Raw genomic sequence first — 16,091 nt, 5'->3', positions numbered from 1 at the left:
GCCAGAAATCCACCGCTTTATCCTACAGCGACCTGATTTAAGAGATTATTAGCACCTTTGCTTTAAAATGGATTATTTTCTGATCAGTGGACGCCTGATAAAGCGACAAAAAAAGAGTAAACAGGCGTCAATTCGCGTTCTATCACTCTCCAGCTAGCCAGCTTTTACTGGTCTATGTTACTGTCCCCCTTTGTTTTTTCCACGCGATCAGGTCTTCTGCCGACCGCGTCCGAAAATGAATTTCATAATCGCGTTAGACTGCGGTTCGAGTAACATTTTCGTTCCAACAAATATGCCTTAATTTATGAGTAATACATGGGTGTATTTGTTTGCAAATACGGCAATTAGTGTATTTTTTGAACAGGAGGTGTGGGTTGTTCGCCGGGTCATGCACAATGCAGCCGAGCAATAGCTCACAAGACAGGAATCGCCCAGAAGGTAATATGCGGTGACGGATTTATACAAACAACTCGTTTCTCTGAGTTTGGTCTCCCCTGAGCTCAATTCCAATGTTGAGATGGCGGTGGTAAAGCTGGAGCAGTTCAGCCGGGAAACCGACAACATGGATTTGCTCGGTGATGCAATCGCGTTGGTGTCCCAAATTCACGGGGCGCTACGGATGGTGCAATTGAGTGGGGTGGAGCTGCTTAGCAGTGAACTGCTGCGTTTGTTGGAGGCGATTTCCCAAGGTCGTGCTGTAGGAACAGACGATTTTGCCGCAATCAGTGCCAGCCTGTTTATTCTGCCTCGTTATCTTGAACTGACCGCCCAGCGTAAATTGAATCTGCCTGATTTATTGCTGCCACAGATTAATGAGTTGCGCGCATGCAGTCAGCAAGCACCGCTGCCTGAGAGTTATTTCTTTCCGGCCAATCTGCATTTACTGAAGGCACCCGATAAAAGCAGCAGCAGTATTCGTGAAGAGTTCAGCGGCCTGTGCCGCCGGCTGCGTCATATGTACCAGCTCGGTTTGCTGCAAACCATTCGCTCTCCCAATATGAATGCCTTGGGCTTAATGGAGCGTTCTCTGCAGAGATTGCAGGCTATTTGCGGAGGTTATCGTTTTGCCACCTTCTGGTGGGTTGCTGGTGCAGCCGTTAATGCTTTACAGCAGGGCGTTACGCTGACTGCCAGCCGAAAAATCTTGTTGCGTAATATTGATCGCGAGATACGTCGTTTGCAGCAGGAAGGTGAGGCGGTTCTTGACCAGCCTCCTAAGCTGGAGTTGTTACGTGAGCTGTTGTACCTCGCCAGCCAGGGGCTGCCCGATGAAGATCTGACGGAACAATTGCAGGAATGTTTGGCGGAGACTCCTTGGTATAGCGAAGTTGAGCTGAAAAAATTCCAGTCGGAGTTACACGGCCCGAGTCTGAATACGGTGCACTCCGTGGTTCAGGCGCTGGCCGAAGAATTTAAAGTCAGCCAGTCGATTCTTGAGATGGCCTCTCAGGCCGGTGAAAATCTGATCGTTGATTTTGAAGAGCTAATTGCCACGCTAGAGCGGATCACTGATGCCTTATCGGTTCTTGGCCTCAGCCGCGCCCATGACATCATGCGTGAGCAAGTGAGAAAAATTCAAGATTGGCACGACGGCGAAGTGGAATACAAGAGTGAAGGTTTGGTTGCGGTTGCCGATGCTCTGGTTTACGTGGAAAGCACCGTAGCGGGCCTGGAAAACTTATCCCTCTCGGACGACAACCTGGATCAACTCAATCATTTGGCGACTCGTGAAGCTGTTGCGGGTAACCAGTTGGCGGAAGCCGAAGCTATTGTCATCAGTGAGAGCCAATCCGGTTTAATGATGGTGAAACGAGCGCTGTCATCCTATTCTGAAGCGAACTATGATCTGAACCATATTGGTAATATCAGCCACACCATTGCCAGTGTACGTGGTGGGTTGAATATGATTGGTTTGAAGCGCGCGGGTGCCATGGTGCATTCTATCCAGCAATTTGTTGATCAAATTTTGCTCTCCGGCGCACAGCCTCCAGCGCTAGATACCTTATTGGAAACACTAGCCGATGCCATCATCAGTCTGGAATATTTCCTGGCCAGCTATGGCGCCCTGCAGCAGGCTGATGAATCGATTTTGATTTTGGGTGAAGAGAGCATGATGTCTCTGGGGTTCCCTGTTTCTGTTCCGGCTGAAGATGAATGAGCCGGATCGTTCACCCGCAGGATTTAAGCAAAGCGGCGCAAAACTTTAAAGCGGGTTGCGCCATTCTCCTCATCGCCGAGGAGGGCGTTTGGGCCAGTGATCAGCATTGGCAGACCGTTGGTTTTGATTGGTGGCAAGTGAATGCCATGGCCCTCGGTCTCGCTCTTGACGATGTACATTACGTGGCTGAATTCGATGGCCAGGATTATTTTGCCATCTATCTAGAATCCAGCGATGCCATGAGCGATGGCCAATGGCAGGGCTTGCGTCAGCTACTGCCGCACTTGAACGAGGCAGAGTTTGAACTCCTTGGCCGCGCCAGCCAGATCTGCCAGTGGGACCGTAATCACCGTTTCTGCGGGCATTGTGGTCAGGAAACCCACTACCATCCCAAGGATCGAGCACGCGCCTGTAACCATTGTGGTTTGCACAGCTATCCTCGCATATCCCCCTGTATTATTGTGTTGGTGACCCGTGGCGAGCATTGCCTGCTGGCGCGTCATCAACGATATAAAACACCGATGTTCAGCTGTCTGGCCGGTTTTATCGAAGCCGGCGAAAGTGCCGAGCAGTGTGTGGCCCGCGAAGTGTTTGAGGAAGTGGGCATTCAAGTGCAGGGGCTCATCTATCAAGGCAGCCAGTCTTGGCCTTTCCCGGGCCAACTGATGCTGGGATTCCGGGCAGAGTATAAATCCGGCGATATCCTTATTGATGAAGAGGAAATTGCGGAAGCTGACTGGTATCATTACAGCGAATTGCCTCTTGTACCTCCAACGGAAAGTATTTCCGGGCAGTTGATACAAGAGTTTGTCGACAGTTTTAGCTAAATATTATTCAGTTACGAGCAACAAAGGGTATGGCATGGTTTACATAAGCTTGGCCATCGGCATAGGAATGCTGAGCGTATTACTGCTGTATTTTGGCCTGCGCATGGTATTGCGCACCGGTTGGCTACTCGGATTTATTCGTGGTTGTTGCGCGAGCGCCGTCATTGTCATGGCAGTGTTGGTTGGTCTGGCGGCTTACGACATTTATAGCTATCAACAGCTTAACGAGCCTAAGGTGATTGCGACGCTCAGCACCCGCGAGCTGGCGCCTCAGGAATTTGAAGTGAATGTGCTGTTTGATAATGGCCAAGAGCAACGCTTTGAATTAAAGGGTGATCAGTGGCAAGTGGATGCCCGTATCATTCGCTGGCCAGAGTTTGGTGGGCTGCTGCGATTGAAGCCGGGGTTTCGCCTGGATCGCATTAGTGGTCGTTACTATGCCCTTGGGCAAGAGCGCGACAGTGAACGCAGTGTTCACTCCTTACATGACAGCCTCAGTGTTGATATCTGGGCGCTGTTGCAAAACAACTACCGTCGTTTGTCCTTGCAACGTACTACGTTTGGCAGTGCGACTTTTATGCCAATGGTTGATGACGGTTTGTATGAAATTAGCCTGAGTGCGAATGGCCTGGCGGCAAAGCCGCTCAATGAGAAGGCCAGTGAAGCACTGAATCAATGGCGCTAGTGCGCATCGATAGGAGAGTATTTTGGAGTTTTTGAGTGAGTATGGCCTGTTTCTGGCCAAGGCGATTACCATTGTTATCGCCATTGGTTTCGTGGCCGCTATCCTGGCATCTGCCAAGCGTGGTGCGAATGAAGAACAGGGCTCAATCGAGGTTAAAAAGCTGAACGATCAGTACGATCAGTATCGCGAGCAATTGCGTGCAGCAACTTTGGACCAGGAAGCCTACAAAAACCTGCAAAAAGAAGAAGCTAAAGTTAAAAAGCAGGAACAAAAAGACGCGAAGAAAGAAGCTAAGAAAAAAGTAAAAGAAAGTACTGCAGCTGAAGAAGGTGACGATGCAGAACGCGTCGCTGATGAAAAGCCAAGGCGCACGTATGTGTTGGACTTTGATGGTGACGTCAAAGCCAGCCCTGTGGAGTCCATGCGAGAAGAAATTAGCGCGCTGTTAACCATCGCTGAGGCCGGCGACGAAGTTGTACTGCGTTTGGAAAGTGGCGGAGGCATGGTGCACAGCTATGGTTTGGCGGCCAGTCAACTGGATCGTATTCGCAAAGCCGATTTAAGCTTGACCATCTGTGTCGATAAGGTTGCGGCCAGTGGCGGCTATATGATGGCGTGTGTGGGGGATAAAATTCTGGCGGCACCTTTTGCCTTGCTCGGTTCTATTGGTGTATTGGCTCAGCTGCCTAATTTCAATCGTCTGTTGAAAAAGCACGATGTCGACATGGAAGTTCTGACTGCGGGTGAATACAAGCGCACTTTAACCATGTTTGGTGAGAACACCGAAAAAGGTCGCGCCAAGTTTGTTGAAGAGCTTGAAGAAACTCATGATTTGTTCAAACACTATGTGAGTGAACGTCGTCCGAATCTTGATATGGCGGCCGTGGCAACCGGTGAAGTTTGGTACGGTATCAAGGCTATAGACAATCACTTGATTGATGCGATTCAAACCAGTGATGAGTATTTGCAGACGCAAGCGAAAGAGCGCGAAATTTATCAGCTCAGCTACACCCATAAAAAGACGGTGGCAGAAAAGCTGGGTCTCTCCGTTGAGGCGAGTATTGATCGTTTGGCCACAAAGTGGTGGGGTCGAGCCCATCAACGCCGCTTTTGGTAAGATCGTTGGTTGGACTAGCGGAAATAAAAAAGCCCCGGATTACGGGGCTTTTTTATGCATGAACAGTATCGCTGTTCTAGCGGCGGCGAAACAAGGGCGCCTTGTCCGCCGAAGCTTGATAGGCTTCCTGCAAATCGGCTAATGAGGCTTTGGCCGCTTCCAGATCTTCTTCATTCAGTGCAAAAGCGTTAAAGCCGCAGCGTTGCAAATAGCACAGCTGATCACGGATGAACGCGCCGCTGGCCCGCAGTTCACCTTGAAAACCAAAGCGATCGCGAATCAAAAAAGCCGCTGAAAAGCCACGGCCATCCATAAAGGCCGGGAAGTCAAAAGCCAACAGGGGTAGGTTCGCGTAATCGTCGGCCAGCAGTTCGATGTCGTCATCAATGCTGATTTGAACGCCTACGTCACTCCGGCTTTTCAGTGTGCCTTTTTGTTCCAGCCAAACGTTCAGAGGAACAATCCACTGGCCTTCGGGTACCTTCACTGCCGAGGCGGAGTCGCCTTCGCTCAGTGATAAGGATTGCCAGGAATCTTCGTAAACCTGGCCGTCTTTAATGATCTTTGGCATAGACTCGTTCCTTAAATGGCGCCATCCCTATACGTTGATAGGTCTGTAAAAATTCTTCGCCCTCAATACGGTTTTCGACAAAAATGTTAAGAATCTTTTCGAGAACAAGAGGGATATCTTCAGCATCAAAAGCCGGGCCGAGTACTTTGCCCAGCTTGGTGTCATTGCCGGCGCTGCCGCCCAATTGAACCTGGTAAAACTCCTGGCCTTTCTTATCAACGCCGAGAATACCAATGTGGCCAACGTGATGGTGGGCACAGGCGTTCATGCAGCCGGAGATGTTCAGATCCAGTTCGCCTAAATCGTAGAGGTAGTCCATATCCGAGAAGCGGCGTTGAATGGCGTCGGCAATCGGAATGGATTTGGCGTTTGCCAAGGAGCAGTAATCGCCACCCGGGCAGCAAATGATGTCCGTCAGGGTGCCGATGTTAGGTGTTGCAAAACCGGCTGCTTTGACTTTTTCCCACAGCTCAAACAAACGGGCCTTTTCAACATCACCCAACACAATGTTTTGCTCATGTGTGGTGCGAGCTTCGCCAAAACTGTACTCATCCGCCAGATCGGCAATGATGTCCAGTTGCTTATCGGTAACATCACCTGGGGCCACGCCGGTGGGCTTCAAAGACAGGGTGACTGATGCGTAGTCGGCTTTTTTGTGCTGACGAACATTGCGAGTCAGCCATTTATCAAATGCGGTTGATTCTGCACGTTGTTCAGCAATCGCGGCATCGATAGCGGCACTGTCAAAAGATTGATAGCTCGGCTCAGTAAAAAAGCTCTTGGCGCGATCAATTTCTTCTTGAGTCAGGCGGGTGTAACCATCGCGAATGCGTTCCCATTCGGCTTCAACCAATTCGGCAAAGGCTTCGGGGCCCATGGCTTTGACCAAAATTTTGATGCGAGCCTTGTATTTGTTGTCGCGACGGCCTTTCTGGTTGTATACACGCAATACGGCGTCCAAGTAGCTCAGCAGTTCCTGTTCGGGCAGGAATTCACGAACCACGCTGCCGATCAGAGGGGTACGACCCAGGCCACCACCGACGCGAACGCGGAAACCGGTTTCGCCGGCTTCATTTTCATACAGATCCAGACCGATGTCGTGTACTTGGCTGGCGGCACGATCTTCTTTCGCGGCATTTACTGCAATTTTGAACTTGCGAGGCAAGAACGCGAACTCGGGGTGCAAAGTCGACCACTGACGGATGATTTCGCAGTATGGGCGCGGGTCCAGCAGCTCATCTTCGGCAATGCCGGCGAACTGGTCAGCGGTGGTGTTGCGAATACAGTTACCACTGGACTGGGTGGCATGCATTTCAACTTCGGCCAGTTCGGCCAGAATAGCAGGTACGTCCGCAAGATCAGGCCAGTTGAACTGGATATTCTGGCGGGTGCTGATGTGCACATAGCCCTTATCATAGTCCCGGGCTACGCGAGCAACTCGACGCAGTTGGCGACTATTGATCATGCCATAGGGGACATTGACCCGTAGCATCGGGGCAAGACGTTGTACGTATAGGCCATTCTGCAGGCGCAGTGGCAAAAAGGCTTCTTCGGCGAGATCGCCGGCTAAATAACGTTCAGTTTGTTGGCGAAACTGCTCAACCCGCTGTTGCAAGATGCTATGGTCGTGCTGGTCGTAGATGTACATATTCTCAGGCCATCATAAGCAAATGGTATCAAAATCAGAATACTACCTAGGGGAATATTCCATTGCTTGGGGTAGGACTGGATATGCGGTCTTTTGCTGCATTTTGCCTATAATACCCCTAGATTCACGCGTAGAGCGGCACGATACCAGCTCTCGATAGAATATAAAACTATTGCGTATTCATATGTTAAGAACAAATGAGAATATGGCAAAAATCATCTTGCAGCCCAAAGTATTAGGGATACAATCAAAAGTAGCTACTTCGTACATTGAATAAACTATAACAGGCGGAGCTATAACTATGAGCGATGATGTAACTCTTCAAGACCAAGCGGACAGTACTGCAGATGCAATTGCAGCAGTAGCCTTAATAACAATATTCGTGGCTACCTGCATTTTTTGGATTAGCGGGCAATAAAAAGTCCATAAAATCACCATAGAGTGATAGTAATTAAGGGAACAGGGCCTGCTACTCCGTAATCACAAAAAAGGGTGTGTTATGGAAACTTTAAGTAGCAGTCATGGATTTCGTCTGGACGACAGTTTTTTGTTTTGGCTAGGCCGAGCAAGTCACGAGCTCCAGGAATCTTTCAATAGAAATTTAGCGGATACGGACGTCACCTGGCCGCAATGGATGGTAATGAATGTCTTATACCATCAAATTGCACAGACTCCGGCTCAAGTGGCAGATTATCTTGGCATTGATCGTTCGGCGGTGACACGCTTGGCCGATCGCCTCGCTAAAAAAGGCTTATTGGAGCGGAAGCAGGACGGTGTTGATCGTCGCTGTGTCCAGCTGTGCCTGACGCCTAGAGGCAGCCGTATTATTTTTACTCTGAATCAACAGGCCGATGAGCACCAGCGACGTTTAAATACTTCGCTGGGGACCGACAATGTTGTGGCGCTCAATGGGCAGGTGCGGGTTTTGCTCAAGCAGTTAGGTGTTGAGCCGCACTGACTCGTCCCGTATGACAGCAGTACCGCATTAAATTGTTGTACTTTATATTGCTGTACTTTGAATGAGTTTAAGAGCCCGGTTTACACGCCGGGTTTTTTTGTGCCTGAATTCAAGCCGCTGTGTTTTGGTTTGATGCGGGCCGAGGCGAAGATGGGACTGAGATCATCTAAGTGGCCAAAATAAATTTCACCAGAAACACTGTGCCGACCACAAACAAAGCGGTAAATATAACGCCTGCAGCGATAAAGCTGTAAATGTTGCCATGTTGGAAGTCGCGTTCACGGTTTTTATCGGTTTGTACGCCAAAGGCTGCCGCGAGAGTGCTGACGACTAAGGATACAAAACCTGGTTTGCTGCGTTGGCTGCTCACCGTATCTTCCTGCTGCTCTTGGGGACTTATCATAATTATCCGTCTTAATAATAATTTAGCGGCAAAGTAACATGTGTAAGGTCTGCTCGTAGAGGCCTAGCGCACTATGTTAACGGCTTAAAAAGTATTCAGCTAGTGCAAAGATTCAGCTGATATCAAAAGAGGTCTTTGGAGAGGATATGTTGTTACGCCAAAATATAATGAAGAGTGCCTGGAAGCTTTGTGGGGTGGGGCTGTTGAGTTCGGCTGCTACGTTAGCTTCGGCCAATGCCGATCAGCGTCTAGAGACGTTAATGGCCAAGTACTGGGATGGTTATCTTAATCAAAATCCGTTACAGGCGAATCTTAACGGCGACATGCGTCACAGCGATAAATTGGGACGTGTGGATGACCGTGGTCGTGCCGATGCGCAGCAATTGCTGGATGTCTCTTTGCAGCAACTGAAAACAATCAATGTTGATCAATTAAGCGCTCAGCAGAAGGTCAACTATCAATTGTTTGACTGGATGTTGCGCCATGAGCGTCGCACCATGGACTTCAATTGGCATTATTATACGTTTACCACCTATGCCGGTTGGCATGATGGCTTTGCGCGTTCGGCACCACGCGTTCGCATTAAAAATGAGCAGGATGCCAAAAACTACATTCAACGTCTTGCCGCTTTTGAAAAGTTCGCTGACGATAACATGGCACTGATGCGCGAAGGCATTCGCAGTGCCAATACCCAGCCTTGTGAAACTCTGCTTGGCTATGAAGAGGGCATTCGAGGATACATTAAGCCGGTAGAAGAATCTGATTTCTACGGGCCGCTGAAAAACCTGCCGAGTACGATGGATGCTCAAACCCAAACCAAGTTGCAGGCAGACGCCAAAACGGTAATCGCCAAGCATGTGTTGCCCAAATATCAAGCCTATCTGGATTTTTATCTCGAGGACTACCTACCAGCGTGTCGAAAAATTGTCGGTATTTCTTCGGTTGAAGACGGCGCAGCACTGTATGATCACTTCGTTAAGTATTACACGACCGTTGATACTGATGCTGAAGCGGTGCACAAGATTGGTTTGAGTGAAGTGAAACGCATTCGTGAAGAAATGAAAGCCATTATGGCGGAAGTTGAATTCGACGGAGATTTCAAAGCTTTTCTGGATTTCCTGCGTACCGATCCTCAGTTTTACCCTAAAACTGAAAAAGGTTACATGGCCGCTGCGGCCGCTATTGCAAAAGATATGGATGGCAAATTACCGGAGTTCTTTTCCTATCTGCCGCGTAACCCCTATGGCATCGAGAAGGTGCCCGATCAAATTGCACCCAAAGTCACTCCGGCCTATTACCAGCGCGGTGCAGCCGACGGGACACGTGCGGGTAAGTATTTTCTCAATACCTACGATCTGAAAAGCCGGGCTTTGTATGAACTGCCCGCTTTAACTTTGCATGAAGCGGTACCTGGGCATCATCTGCAAATATCGATTCAAAATGAGCTTCAGGATTTGCCCGAGTTCCGCCGCTTTTACTACTTTCATCCCTTTGGTGAAGGTTGGGCCTTGTATGCTGAGTACCTGGGCGAAGAAATGGGAATGTACAACACCCCTTACGAACGTTTCGGGCGTTTAACCTATGAGATGTGGCGCGCGCTGCGGTTGGTCGTCGATACCGGTATGCATGCGAAGGGGTGGACCCGGCAGCAAGCTATCGACTTTATGGTGAACAACAGTGCGCTGTCTCTGCACAACATCACCACAGAAGTGGATCGATACATTACTTGGCCTGGTCAGGCGTTAGCGTACAAAATGGGTGAGTTGAAAATTCGGGAGCTGCGTCAGTTTGCAGAAAAGGAATTGGCCGAGGCATTCGACTTGCGTGAGTTCCATACGAAAGTGCTCACCAATGGTGCCGTGCCTTTGTCAGTGTTGGAACAGCTGATCAAGGAGTGGGTGGCGGAGCAGAAGAAGGTGTCGTGATTCTTCGGTTGATGTGAAAATGGATGTTAAAACGGCAGCTATATGGCTGCCGTTTTTTTAGGGCCGGGATACGGCTTACTGACAGCCCAGATCTGGATTGTCGATAATGATTTCACCGTCAAGGCAGGTGATTTTAATGTCGTCCAGACGAGGATGGGAGTCACTGGCCAGGCGAGCGCAGAGGTCGTCTTTGTCCAGTAAAATAGTTCCTACATGCAAAATACGGGTTGAAACCCCTTTGCAGCCCTCGTGCTGGATCAAATTGCGCAGTTGAAAGCTATTGACCAGATACCGCCCGATGGGAAATGCCTTCAGCACTTCTTTAAAAACATCGTATTGCATGGTGATTTTCCTGTGTTGTGTTATGGCTTGATCATAAACAAAATCGGCTGTGATGTATTGATCTGGACCCTGGATTTGGTGGTATTTGCCTGAAAAGTGTTCACATTGCTCGTGGCTTGGCAATATTCCCCTGAGGCTGATGGGTATTCGTTGGCCTCTCGCTGATGGGGACATGAAACCATCGATTTGTCTTAAGTGTTCCCATGGGCTTCAGGGTATACTAGCGCCCATGAATTCAGCTCTCGACATACTCCAGCACCGCTTCGGTTACTCCGCCTTCAGGGCGCCCCAGGAAGACATCATCAACACCTTGATTTCAGGTGATGATGCGTTGGTCATTATGCCCACTGGTGGTGGTAAATCTCTGTGTTATCAAATTCCAGCCCTGGCTCGGGCAGGAGTGGCCATTGTTGTGTCGCCTCTCATTGCCCTGATGCAAAACCAGGTTGACGCCCTGGCCCAGCTGGGTATCTCAGCGGCCTTTCTGAATTCCTCTATCAGTCATCAAGAAGCAATGGCCGTAGAACAGGGCTTGTGTGAAGGGCATATCGATCTTTTGTATGTCGCGCCTGAGCGCTTTAATACGGCGTCTTTCGGGGCGCTACTGGAACAACTGAATATAGCCCTGTTTGCTGTTGACGAGGCTCACTGTGTATCCCAGTGGGGACACGATTTTCGTGCGGATTATTTACACCTCGCAGAGTTGATGAATCGTTTTCCGGGGGTTCCGCGTATCGCGCTGACGGCCACGGCGGATGAAAACACCCGCGAGGAGATTATCTCGCGTTTGCAATTGCGTGCTCAGCGCAATTTTATTTGTGGTTTTGACCGCGGCAACATTCAGTATCGCATCGAACAAAAACAGGACGGCAAACGTCAATTGTTGCAGTTTCTTGAAAAGGAATACCCGCAGGCGGCGGGTGTAGTCTATTGCCTTTCTCGCAAAAAAGTTGAGGACATCGCCGAGTTCCTTCAGCAGCAGGGCTACAAGGCTTTGCCGTATCACGCAGGGCTGAGTCAATCGATGCGGCAGGAGCACCAAGACCGTTTCCTGCGAGAAGAAAACCTTATTATCGTGGCGACTATCGCTTTTGGCATGGGAATCGATAAGCCCGATGTGCGTTTTGTCGCTCACCTGGATCTCCCCAAAAGTGTTGAGGCCTACTATCAGGAAACGGGTCGTGCCGGGCGCGACGGTGCCGATGCAACGGCCTGGATGACTTATGGATTGCAGGATGTGATCAAGCTGCGCCAGATGGCTGAGGGTTCCAACGGCTCCGAGCAGTTTAAGCGGCAGGAGCGCCATCGATTGGACGCCATGTTAGGGCTGTGTGAACTGACCAGCTGCCGCCGACAAACTTTATTGGCTTATTTTGGTGAAGACCTGCCCGAGCCCTGTGGTAATTGCGATAACTGTATTACGCCACCAGAAACCTGGGATGCCAGTGAGGCGGCTCAAAAGGCGTTAAGTACGGTGTACCGAAGCGGTCAACGTTTCGGTGTGAACCACTTGGTTGATATTTTATTGGGAAAGGAAACGGAAAAGATTCGTCAGTTTTCTCACCATTCATTGAGCACCTACGGTATCGGTAAAGAACTGAACGCGACGCAATGGCGCAATGTTTTCCGCCAATTGGTGGCGCAGGGGCTATTGAATGTTGATGTCAGCGCGTTTGGGGGTTTACGTTTGTCCGAGTCTTGTCGTTCTGTACTGCAGGGTAAGCAGGCCTTATATTTGCGTAAAGAAGCTTTGCGCAGTAAGGGCAGCCGACAAAAATCGGCGCGAGCAGGAAAAAGTTTTCTTAAAGAGAGCGAACAGCTTCTTTGGGAAGCGTTGCGAGCACTTCGTAAAGAGTTGGCATTGGAGCAGGATTTGCCGCCTTATATGATTTTCCACGATGCCACCTTGATGGAAATGATTCGCCTATCGCCAAAAACCTTGGGCGACCTTTCCCGCATCAGTGGTATCGGCGACAGTAAATTGGAACTCTATGGCGACGTATTTTTAGAATGCCTTCTTGAACATGCCGACGAGCAAGCGGATACCGATGCGGCGGATGAACACACGGTTTATCAAACTTACACTTTGTTCAAAGTCGGCATGGATATTTCGGCAATAGCCCAACAGCGTGCCATAAAAGATACGACCGTTTACCAGCATCTTGAGCAGTTGATCAGCGACGGCGCGCTCACCGTTGAGGAGGTATTGGAGCTGCAAAGCGAAGACATTCAGGCGATCGAGGAAGCATTGGATGAGGCGGAAACCCAAAGCCAGGCCAATGGTGAACCGCTGCGCCTAAAGCCGGTGTTTGAGGCTCTGGACCAGTGTTACAGCTACGCCGAGATTCGTTGTGTGCGGGCAGCTCGCCTGGCGCCAGCGTTAGGAACGGCTTGAGCTATGGTGGGCGATACCATCTCATACATCGATCAAGGCTTCGATTTGCTGGAGCTCAATGAACAGTTTGTGCTGATCAACAAAGCCCCGGGGCAGGGTTTCCACGATGAATTTCATGGCTCTCTGGGCAACGAACGAGAACTCGGCCTGTTTAATCGAGTTCAGAAATGTCTGCTGGATGATGGGCTCATCGACAGCCCGTTGTTTCCGGTTCATCGGCTGGATAAGGGCACCTCGGGTTTGTTGTTGTTGGGACGCTGTGCTGAGGTGGCCCGTGAGCTGGGAGAGGCATTTGCCTCGGGTGAGGTTCAGAAGTTCTATCTTGCCCTCAGCCGGCACAAGCCCAGGAAAAAGCAGGGCACTGTAAAAGGGGGGATGCAAAAAGCCCGTCGTGGCGCCTGGAAGCTGGCCCCAGGCCAGGATAACTACGCGTACAGTCAGTTTTTCAGTCGAGGCTTGGGGTTGGGTTATCGTCTGTTCCTATGGCGACCTCGCACCGGCCGAACCCACCAGCTCAGGGTTGCCATGAAAAGTCTGGGGAGCCCCATCCTGGGCGATGCTCTCTATGGTTGCCAGGAGACCGTTGAAAACCCGGCTCAGTTCCGCCTGCACGCCTACCAGCTGGCCTTCCAATTGGCGGGTAAAGACCATTGTTTCCAGCTGGATCCCATGTCAGAAGGCAGCGCTTTTTGCTGGTCTTTGCCAGAACCGGCGCTATTGGACGAATACCATGCTGCTATGCGGGGTTTTTCTTGCCCCGAAGCCCTTAACTGGCCGGCCTAGCGGCTTTTGACAGGCGCTCTCAGGCTGGCTATCATCGCCGCTTTACGGCACGTATTTATCGTCTTGCCCTCGACTTGTCATCACCCAGTAACTCACAAGGTGTCGACGGTCTCTACTATGATGCCCTCATGCACATAGCGCTAGCGATCAATGACGTTTGATCCCGCTCCAAGCTTTTTGCCTTGCTACACTGACATGCCTTCTCTCTGGGTAGGCATCAGGCACACTTGACGCTGGGATAAAGGCCGGACCAGGAGCCTGATGTGCAGGCAATTGAAAACAGTTTCAGATAGGTATGTTTGTGATTGAAAAAACGTATATTTCGCCCCAGTCCTTGTATGAGGATTCCTTCAAGCTGGCTGCCCAGATTTTTGAAAGCGGTTTCCGCCCGAATTACATTGTCGGTGTGTGGCGTGGTGGTACACCTGTGGGTATTGTGGTACAGGAATTGCTGGAGTACTGTGGTGTTGAGTCTGATCACATTGCGATTCGCACCTCATCATATGATGGTATTGGCAAACGCAGCGATAATGTGCGTGTGCATGGTCTGGGTTATATCGTCGACAAAATCAATGCCGAAGACAGTTTGCTGATTGTCGATGACATTTATGACAGTGGCTTGAGTGTGCAGGCCGTGCTGCGCGAACTGAAAGCTCGCTGTCGTAAAAACACACCTAACGATGTGCGCGTTGCTACTTTGTATTACAAACCGAAGAACAACAAAACGGATAGCCAGCCAGATTTTTATGTTCACGAATCGGAAGAGTGGTTGGTGTTTCCCCATGAAATTCTGGGTTTGAGCCATGACGAGATTCAAGAAAACAAGGCCGGCTTGGGCAGTATGATGGAAAAATTGCGCGAGTGGTCTCCGGCTCAAGACTGATGAGTAAATGAACGCTCAGGCAATCAATCAACGAGTGTAGTTTATGTCGAACACAGCTTCTTCAAACCGTTCTGTGAACGGCCAGCCGAAGCGCGCCATCTTGCTGGTCCTGGACTCTTTTGGTGTCGGTGCCAGTGAAGATGCCGATCGTTTTGGTGATGTGGGTTCCAATACCCTGGGCCACATTGCTCAGCATTGTGCGGAAGGTCGTTGTGAAACGGGGCGCCGTGGCCCACTGAGTTTGCCGAATCTTGGGCGCTTGGGCTTATTTCATGCCGCGAAGGCCAGTGACGATTCCATTTCCGCGTTAAACGCCCTGTCAAATGAAGATCACTCTGAACTGTTGGGGCGCTACGGCTTTGCCAAAGAGCTGAGCACTGGTAAAGATACCTCCAGTGGCCACTGGGAAATGAGTGGTGTGCCGGTGTTTTTCGACTGGAGCTATTTCACTGAAAAAACGAACAGCTTTCCGGACGAATTGTTGCAGGCGATTGTTAATGCTGGGGATTTGCCGGGTGTGTTGGCGAATTGCCACGCCTCTGGCACCGAGATTATTGCTCGTCTCGGTGAAGAGCACATGGCAAGCGGTAAGCCCATTATCTACACTTCGGCCGACAGCGTGGTACAGATTGCCGCACATGAAGAATGTTTTGGTCTGGAGCGTTTACTCGAGTTGTGTGAGAAAACACGCACGATTCTCGATCACATTCCCGGTTTAAATGTCGGGCGAGTGATTGCGCGGCCTTTTGTGGGTTCTGGCCCGGATGATTTTGTTCGCACGGGTAATCGACGGGATTACTCCGTACTGCCACCGGAAGCCACTTTGCTGGACAAATTGATCGAGTCTGGGGGCGACGTCTTTTCGGTTGGAAAGATCGCAGACATTTTCGCCCAGCAAGGCATCAGTCAACGCTATAAAGCCAATGGGATTGAAGCTTTGTTCGAGCAAACATTGTCCGCTTTAAGCAATGCGGGCAATAACACGCTGGTGTTCACCAATTTTGTCGATTTCGATTCCAGCTACGGCCATCGGCGTGATGTGAACGGCTATGCTGGGGCTCTGGAAGCATTCGATGGCATGTTACCTCGCTTGTTTGACGCCATGAATGAAAACGATGTGTTGTTAATCAGTGCAGATCATGGCTGTGACCCGACCTGGCCCGGCAGCGATCACACTCGGGAGCATGTGCCCGTGTTGGCCTATGGCAAAACGCTCACCCCCGCGAACCTTGGCAAGCGAGAAAGCTTTGCTGATATCGGGCAGAGTTTAGCAGGATTTTTTGGCCTGGAAGCCTTGCCTTATGGTGAAAGCTTTCTTGCCTTGTCAGGCGATACCACTATTTAATTTACATTTAAGCGTTCCTGAAAATATCTGGGAACACGATATAAGATATAA

The 16,091-nt window shown here is 50.2% G+C and carries 14 protein-coding genes; 10 read left to right on the top strand and 4 right to left on the bottom strand.

Annotation, left to right across the window (positions count from 1 at the left end; genetic code table 11):
* Nucleotides 1-448 precede the first annotated feature (448 nt).
* Genes ABWW03_RS12385 through sohB form a run of 4 tightly spaced genes read left to right on the top strand, consistent with a single transcriptional unit; the run spans nucleotide 449 to nucleotide 4,787 of the window.
* Nucleotides 449-2,158, top strand: coding sequence for a pilus assembly protein (locus ABWW03_RS12385; protein WP_353408648.1), 1,710 nt, complete (start codon nucleotides 449-451; stop codon nucleotides 2,156-2,158).
* Nucleotides 2,155-2,985 carry an NAD(+) diphosphatase gene (nudC, locus tag ABWW03_RS12380; protein ID WP_353408647.1) on the top strand — a complete coding sequence of 277 codons (831 nt, stop codon included), beginning with the start codon at nucleotides 2,155-2,157 and terminating at the stop codon, nucleotides 2,983-2,985. The genes ABWW03_RS12385 and nudC overlap by 4 nt, the downstream gene beginning before the upstream one ends.
* A 34-nt stretch (nucleotides 2,986-3,019) precedes the next feature.
* Nucleotides 3,020-3,670 (top strand): hypothetical protein, encoded by a 651-nt coding sequence (locus ABWW03_RS12375; protein ID WP_353408645.1) that lies wholly within the window; start codon nucleotides 3,020-3,022, stop codon nucleotides 3,668-3,670.
* A gap of 22 nt (nucleotides 3,671-3,692) precedes the next feature.
* Nucleotides 3,693-4,787 (top strand): protease SohB, encoded by a 1,095-nt coding sequence (sohB, locus tag ABWW03_RS12370; protein WP_353408644.1) that lies wholly within the window; start codon nucleotides 3,693-3,695, stop codon nucleotides 4,785-4,787.
* 76 nt (nucleotides 4,788-4,863) lie between these two features.
* Here sohB and ABWW03_RS12365 read toward each other — a convergent pair whose 3' ends face one another.
* Both ABWW03_RS12365 and ABWW03_RS12360 read right to left on the bottom strand, forming a co-directional pair.
* Nucleotides 4,864-5,358, bottom strand: a complete 495-nt coding sequence (locus ABWW03_RS12365; protein WP_353408643.1) for a DUF934 domain-containing protein — start codon at nucleotides 5,356-5,358, stop codon at nucleotides 4,864-4,866.
* Nucleotides 5,342-7,006 carry a nitrite/sulfite reductase gene (locus ABWW03_RS12360; protein ID WP_353408642.1) on the bottom strand — a complete coding sequence of 555 codons (1,665 nt, stop codon included), beginning with the start codon at nucleotides 7,004-7,006 and terminating at the stop codon, nucleotides 5,342-5,344. Before ABWW03_RS12360 ends, ABWW03_RS12365 begins: the two co-directional genes overlap by 17 nt.
* Before the next feature lie 499 nt (nucleotides 7,007-7,505).
* Between ABWW03_RS12360 and ABWW03_RS12355 the strand changes: the two genes are divergently transcribed.
* Nucleotides 7,506-7,964: a MarR family winged helix-turn-helix transcriptional regulator gene (locus tag ABWW03_RS12355; protein ID WP_353408641.1), complete on the top strand. Its 459-nt coding sequence runs from the start codon at nucleotides 7,506-7,508 to the stop codon at nucleotides 7,962-7,964.
* A gap of 166 nt (nucleotides 7,965-8,130) precedes the next feature.
* Here ABWW03_RS12355 and ABWW03_RS12350 read toward each other — a convergent pair whose 3' ends face one another.
* Nucleotides 8,131-8,367: a DUF2970 domain-containing protein gene (locus tag ABWW03_RS12350; protein WP_353408640.1), complete on the bottom strand. Its 237-nt coding sequence runs from the start codon at nucleotides 8,365-8,367 to the stop codon at nucleotides 8,131-8,133.
* Nucleotides 8,368-8,513: 146 nt separating this feature from the next.
* Here ABWW03_RS12350 and ABWW03_RS12345 point away from each other — a divergent pair, with 146 nt between their 5' ends.
* On the top strand, nucleotides 8,514-10,292 hold the full coding sequence (locus tag ABWW03_RS12345; RefSeq protein WP_353408639.1) for a DUF885 domain-containing protein: 1,779 nt from the start codon (nucleotides 8,514-8,516) through the stop codon (nucleotides 10,290-10,292).
* A 75-nt stretch (nucleotides 10,293-10,367) separates the two neighbouring features.
* On the opposite strand, the gene ABWW03_RS12340 is transcribed toward ABWW03_RS12345, so the two are convergent.
* Nucleotides 10,368-10,634, bottom strand: a complete 267-nt coding sequence (locus ABWW03_RS12340; RefSeq protein ID WP_353408638.1) for a hypothetical protein — start codon at nucleotides 10,632-10,634, stop codon at nucleotides 10,368-10,370.
* Nucleotides 10,635-10,863: 229 nt separating this feature from the next.
* Here ABWW03_RS12340 and recQ point away from each other — a divergent pair, with 229 nt between their 5' ends.
* From recQ to ABWW03_RS12320, 4 genes are all read left to right on the top strand, one after another.
* Nucleotides 10,864-13,029 carry a DNA helicase RecQ gene (gene recQ / locus ABWW03_RS12335; protein WP_353408637.1) on the top strand — a complete coding sequence of 722 codons (2,166 nt, stop codon included), beginning with the start codon at nucleotides 10,864-10,866 and terminating at the stop codon, nucleotides 13,027-13,029.
* Between the two features lie 3 nt (nucleotides 13,030-13,032).
* On the top strand, nucleotides 13,033-13,812 hold the full coding sequence (locus tag ABWW03_RS12330; protein ID WP_353408636.1) for a pseudouridine synthase: 780 nt from the start codon (nucleotides 13,033-13,035) through the stop codon (nucleotides 13,810-13,812).
* 295 nt (nucleotides 13,813-14,107) lie between these two features.
* Nucleotides 14,108-14,695: a phosphoribosyltransferase gene (locus ABWW03_RS12325; RefSeq protein WP_435372757.1), complete on the top strand. Its 588-nt coding sequence runs from the start codon at nucleotides 14,108-14,110 to the stop codon at nucleotides 14,693-14,695.
* 43 nt (nucleotides 14,696-14,738) lie between these two features.
* A complete protein-coding gene (locus tag ABWW03_RS12320) occupies nucleotides 14,739-16,040 on the top strand; it encodes a phosphopentomutase (protein ID WP_353408635.1) in 1,302 nt (433 codons plus the stop codon).
* Nucleotides 16,041-16,091: the final 51 nt, after the last annotated feature.

This window comes from Pseudoteredinibacter isoporae, assembly GCF_040372805.1.
In the GTDB taxonomy this organism is placed as follows: domain Bacteria; phylum Pseudomonadota; class Gammaproteobacteria; order Pseudomonadales; family Cellvibrionaceae; genus Pseudoteredinibacter; species Pseudoteredinibacter isoporae_A.
The sequence above is the reverse complement of the archived record's forward strand: the minus strand, read 5'-3'. Positions and strand labels throughout refer to the sequence as shown.

What these genes read in the sequence shown, in the direction of transcription:
- ABWW03_RS12345 (WP_353408639.1), top strand. Translation starts at nt 8,514, where the DNA reads ATGTTGTTACGCCAAAATATAATGAAGAGTGCCTGGAAGCTTTGTGGG.
- ABWW03_RS12355 (WP_353408641.1), top strand. Translation starts at nt 7,506, where the DNA reads ATGGAAACTTTAAGTAGCAGTCATGGATTTCGTCTGGACGACAGTTTT.
- ABWW03_RS12325 (WP_435372757.1), top strand. Translation starts at nt 14,108, where the DNA reads ATGTTTGTGATTGAAAAAACGTATATTTCGCCCCAGTCCTTGTATGAG.
- recQ (WP_353408637.1), top strand. Translation starts at nt 10,864, where the DNA reads ATGAATTCAGCTCTCGACATACTCCAGCACCGCTTCGGTTACTCCGCC.
- ABWW03_RS12360 (WP_353408642.1), bottom strand. Translation starts at nt 7,006, where the DNA reads ATGTACATCTACGACCAGCACGACCATAGCATCTTGCAACAGCGGGTT.
- ABWW03_RS12350 (WP_353408640.1), bottom strand. Translation starts at nt 8,367, where the DNA reads ATGATAAGTCCCCAAGAGCAGCAGGAAGATACGGTGAGCAGCCAACGC.
- ABWW03_RS12375 (WP_353408645.1), top strand. Translation starts at nt 3,020, where the DNA reads ATGGTTTACATAAGCTTGGCCATCGGCATAGGAATGCTGAGCGTATTA.
- nudC (WP_353408647.1), top strand. Translation starts at nt 2,155, where the DNA reads ATGAGCCGGATCGTTCACCCGCAGGATTTAAGCAAAGCGGCGCAAAAC.
- ABWW03_RS12365 (WP_353408643.1), bottom strand. Translation starts at nt 5,358, where the DNA reads ATGCCAAAGATCATTAAAGACGGCCAGGTTTACGAAGATTCCTGGCAA.
- ABWW03_RS12330 (WP_353408636.1), top strand. Translation starts at nt 13,033, where the DNA reads ATGGTGGGCGATACCATCTCATACATCGATCAAGGCTTCGATTTGCTG.
- ABWW03_RS12320 (WP_353408635.1), top strand. Translation starts at nt 14,739, where the DNA reads ATGTCGAACACAGCTTCTTCAAACCGTTCTGTGAACGGCCAGCCGAAG.
- ABWW03_RS12340 (WP_353408638.1), bottom strand. Translation starts at nt 10,634, where the DNA reads ATGCAATACGATGTTTTTAAAGAAGTGCTGAAGGCATTTCCCATCGGG.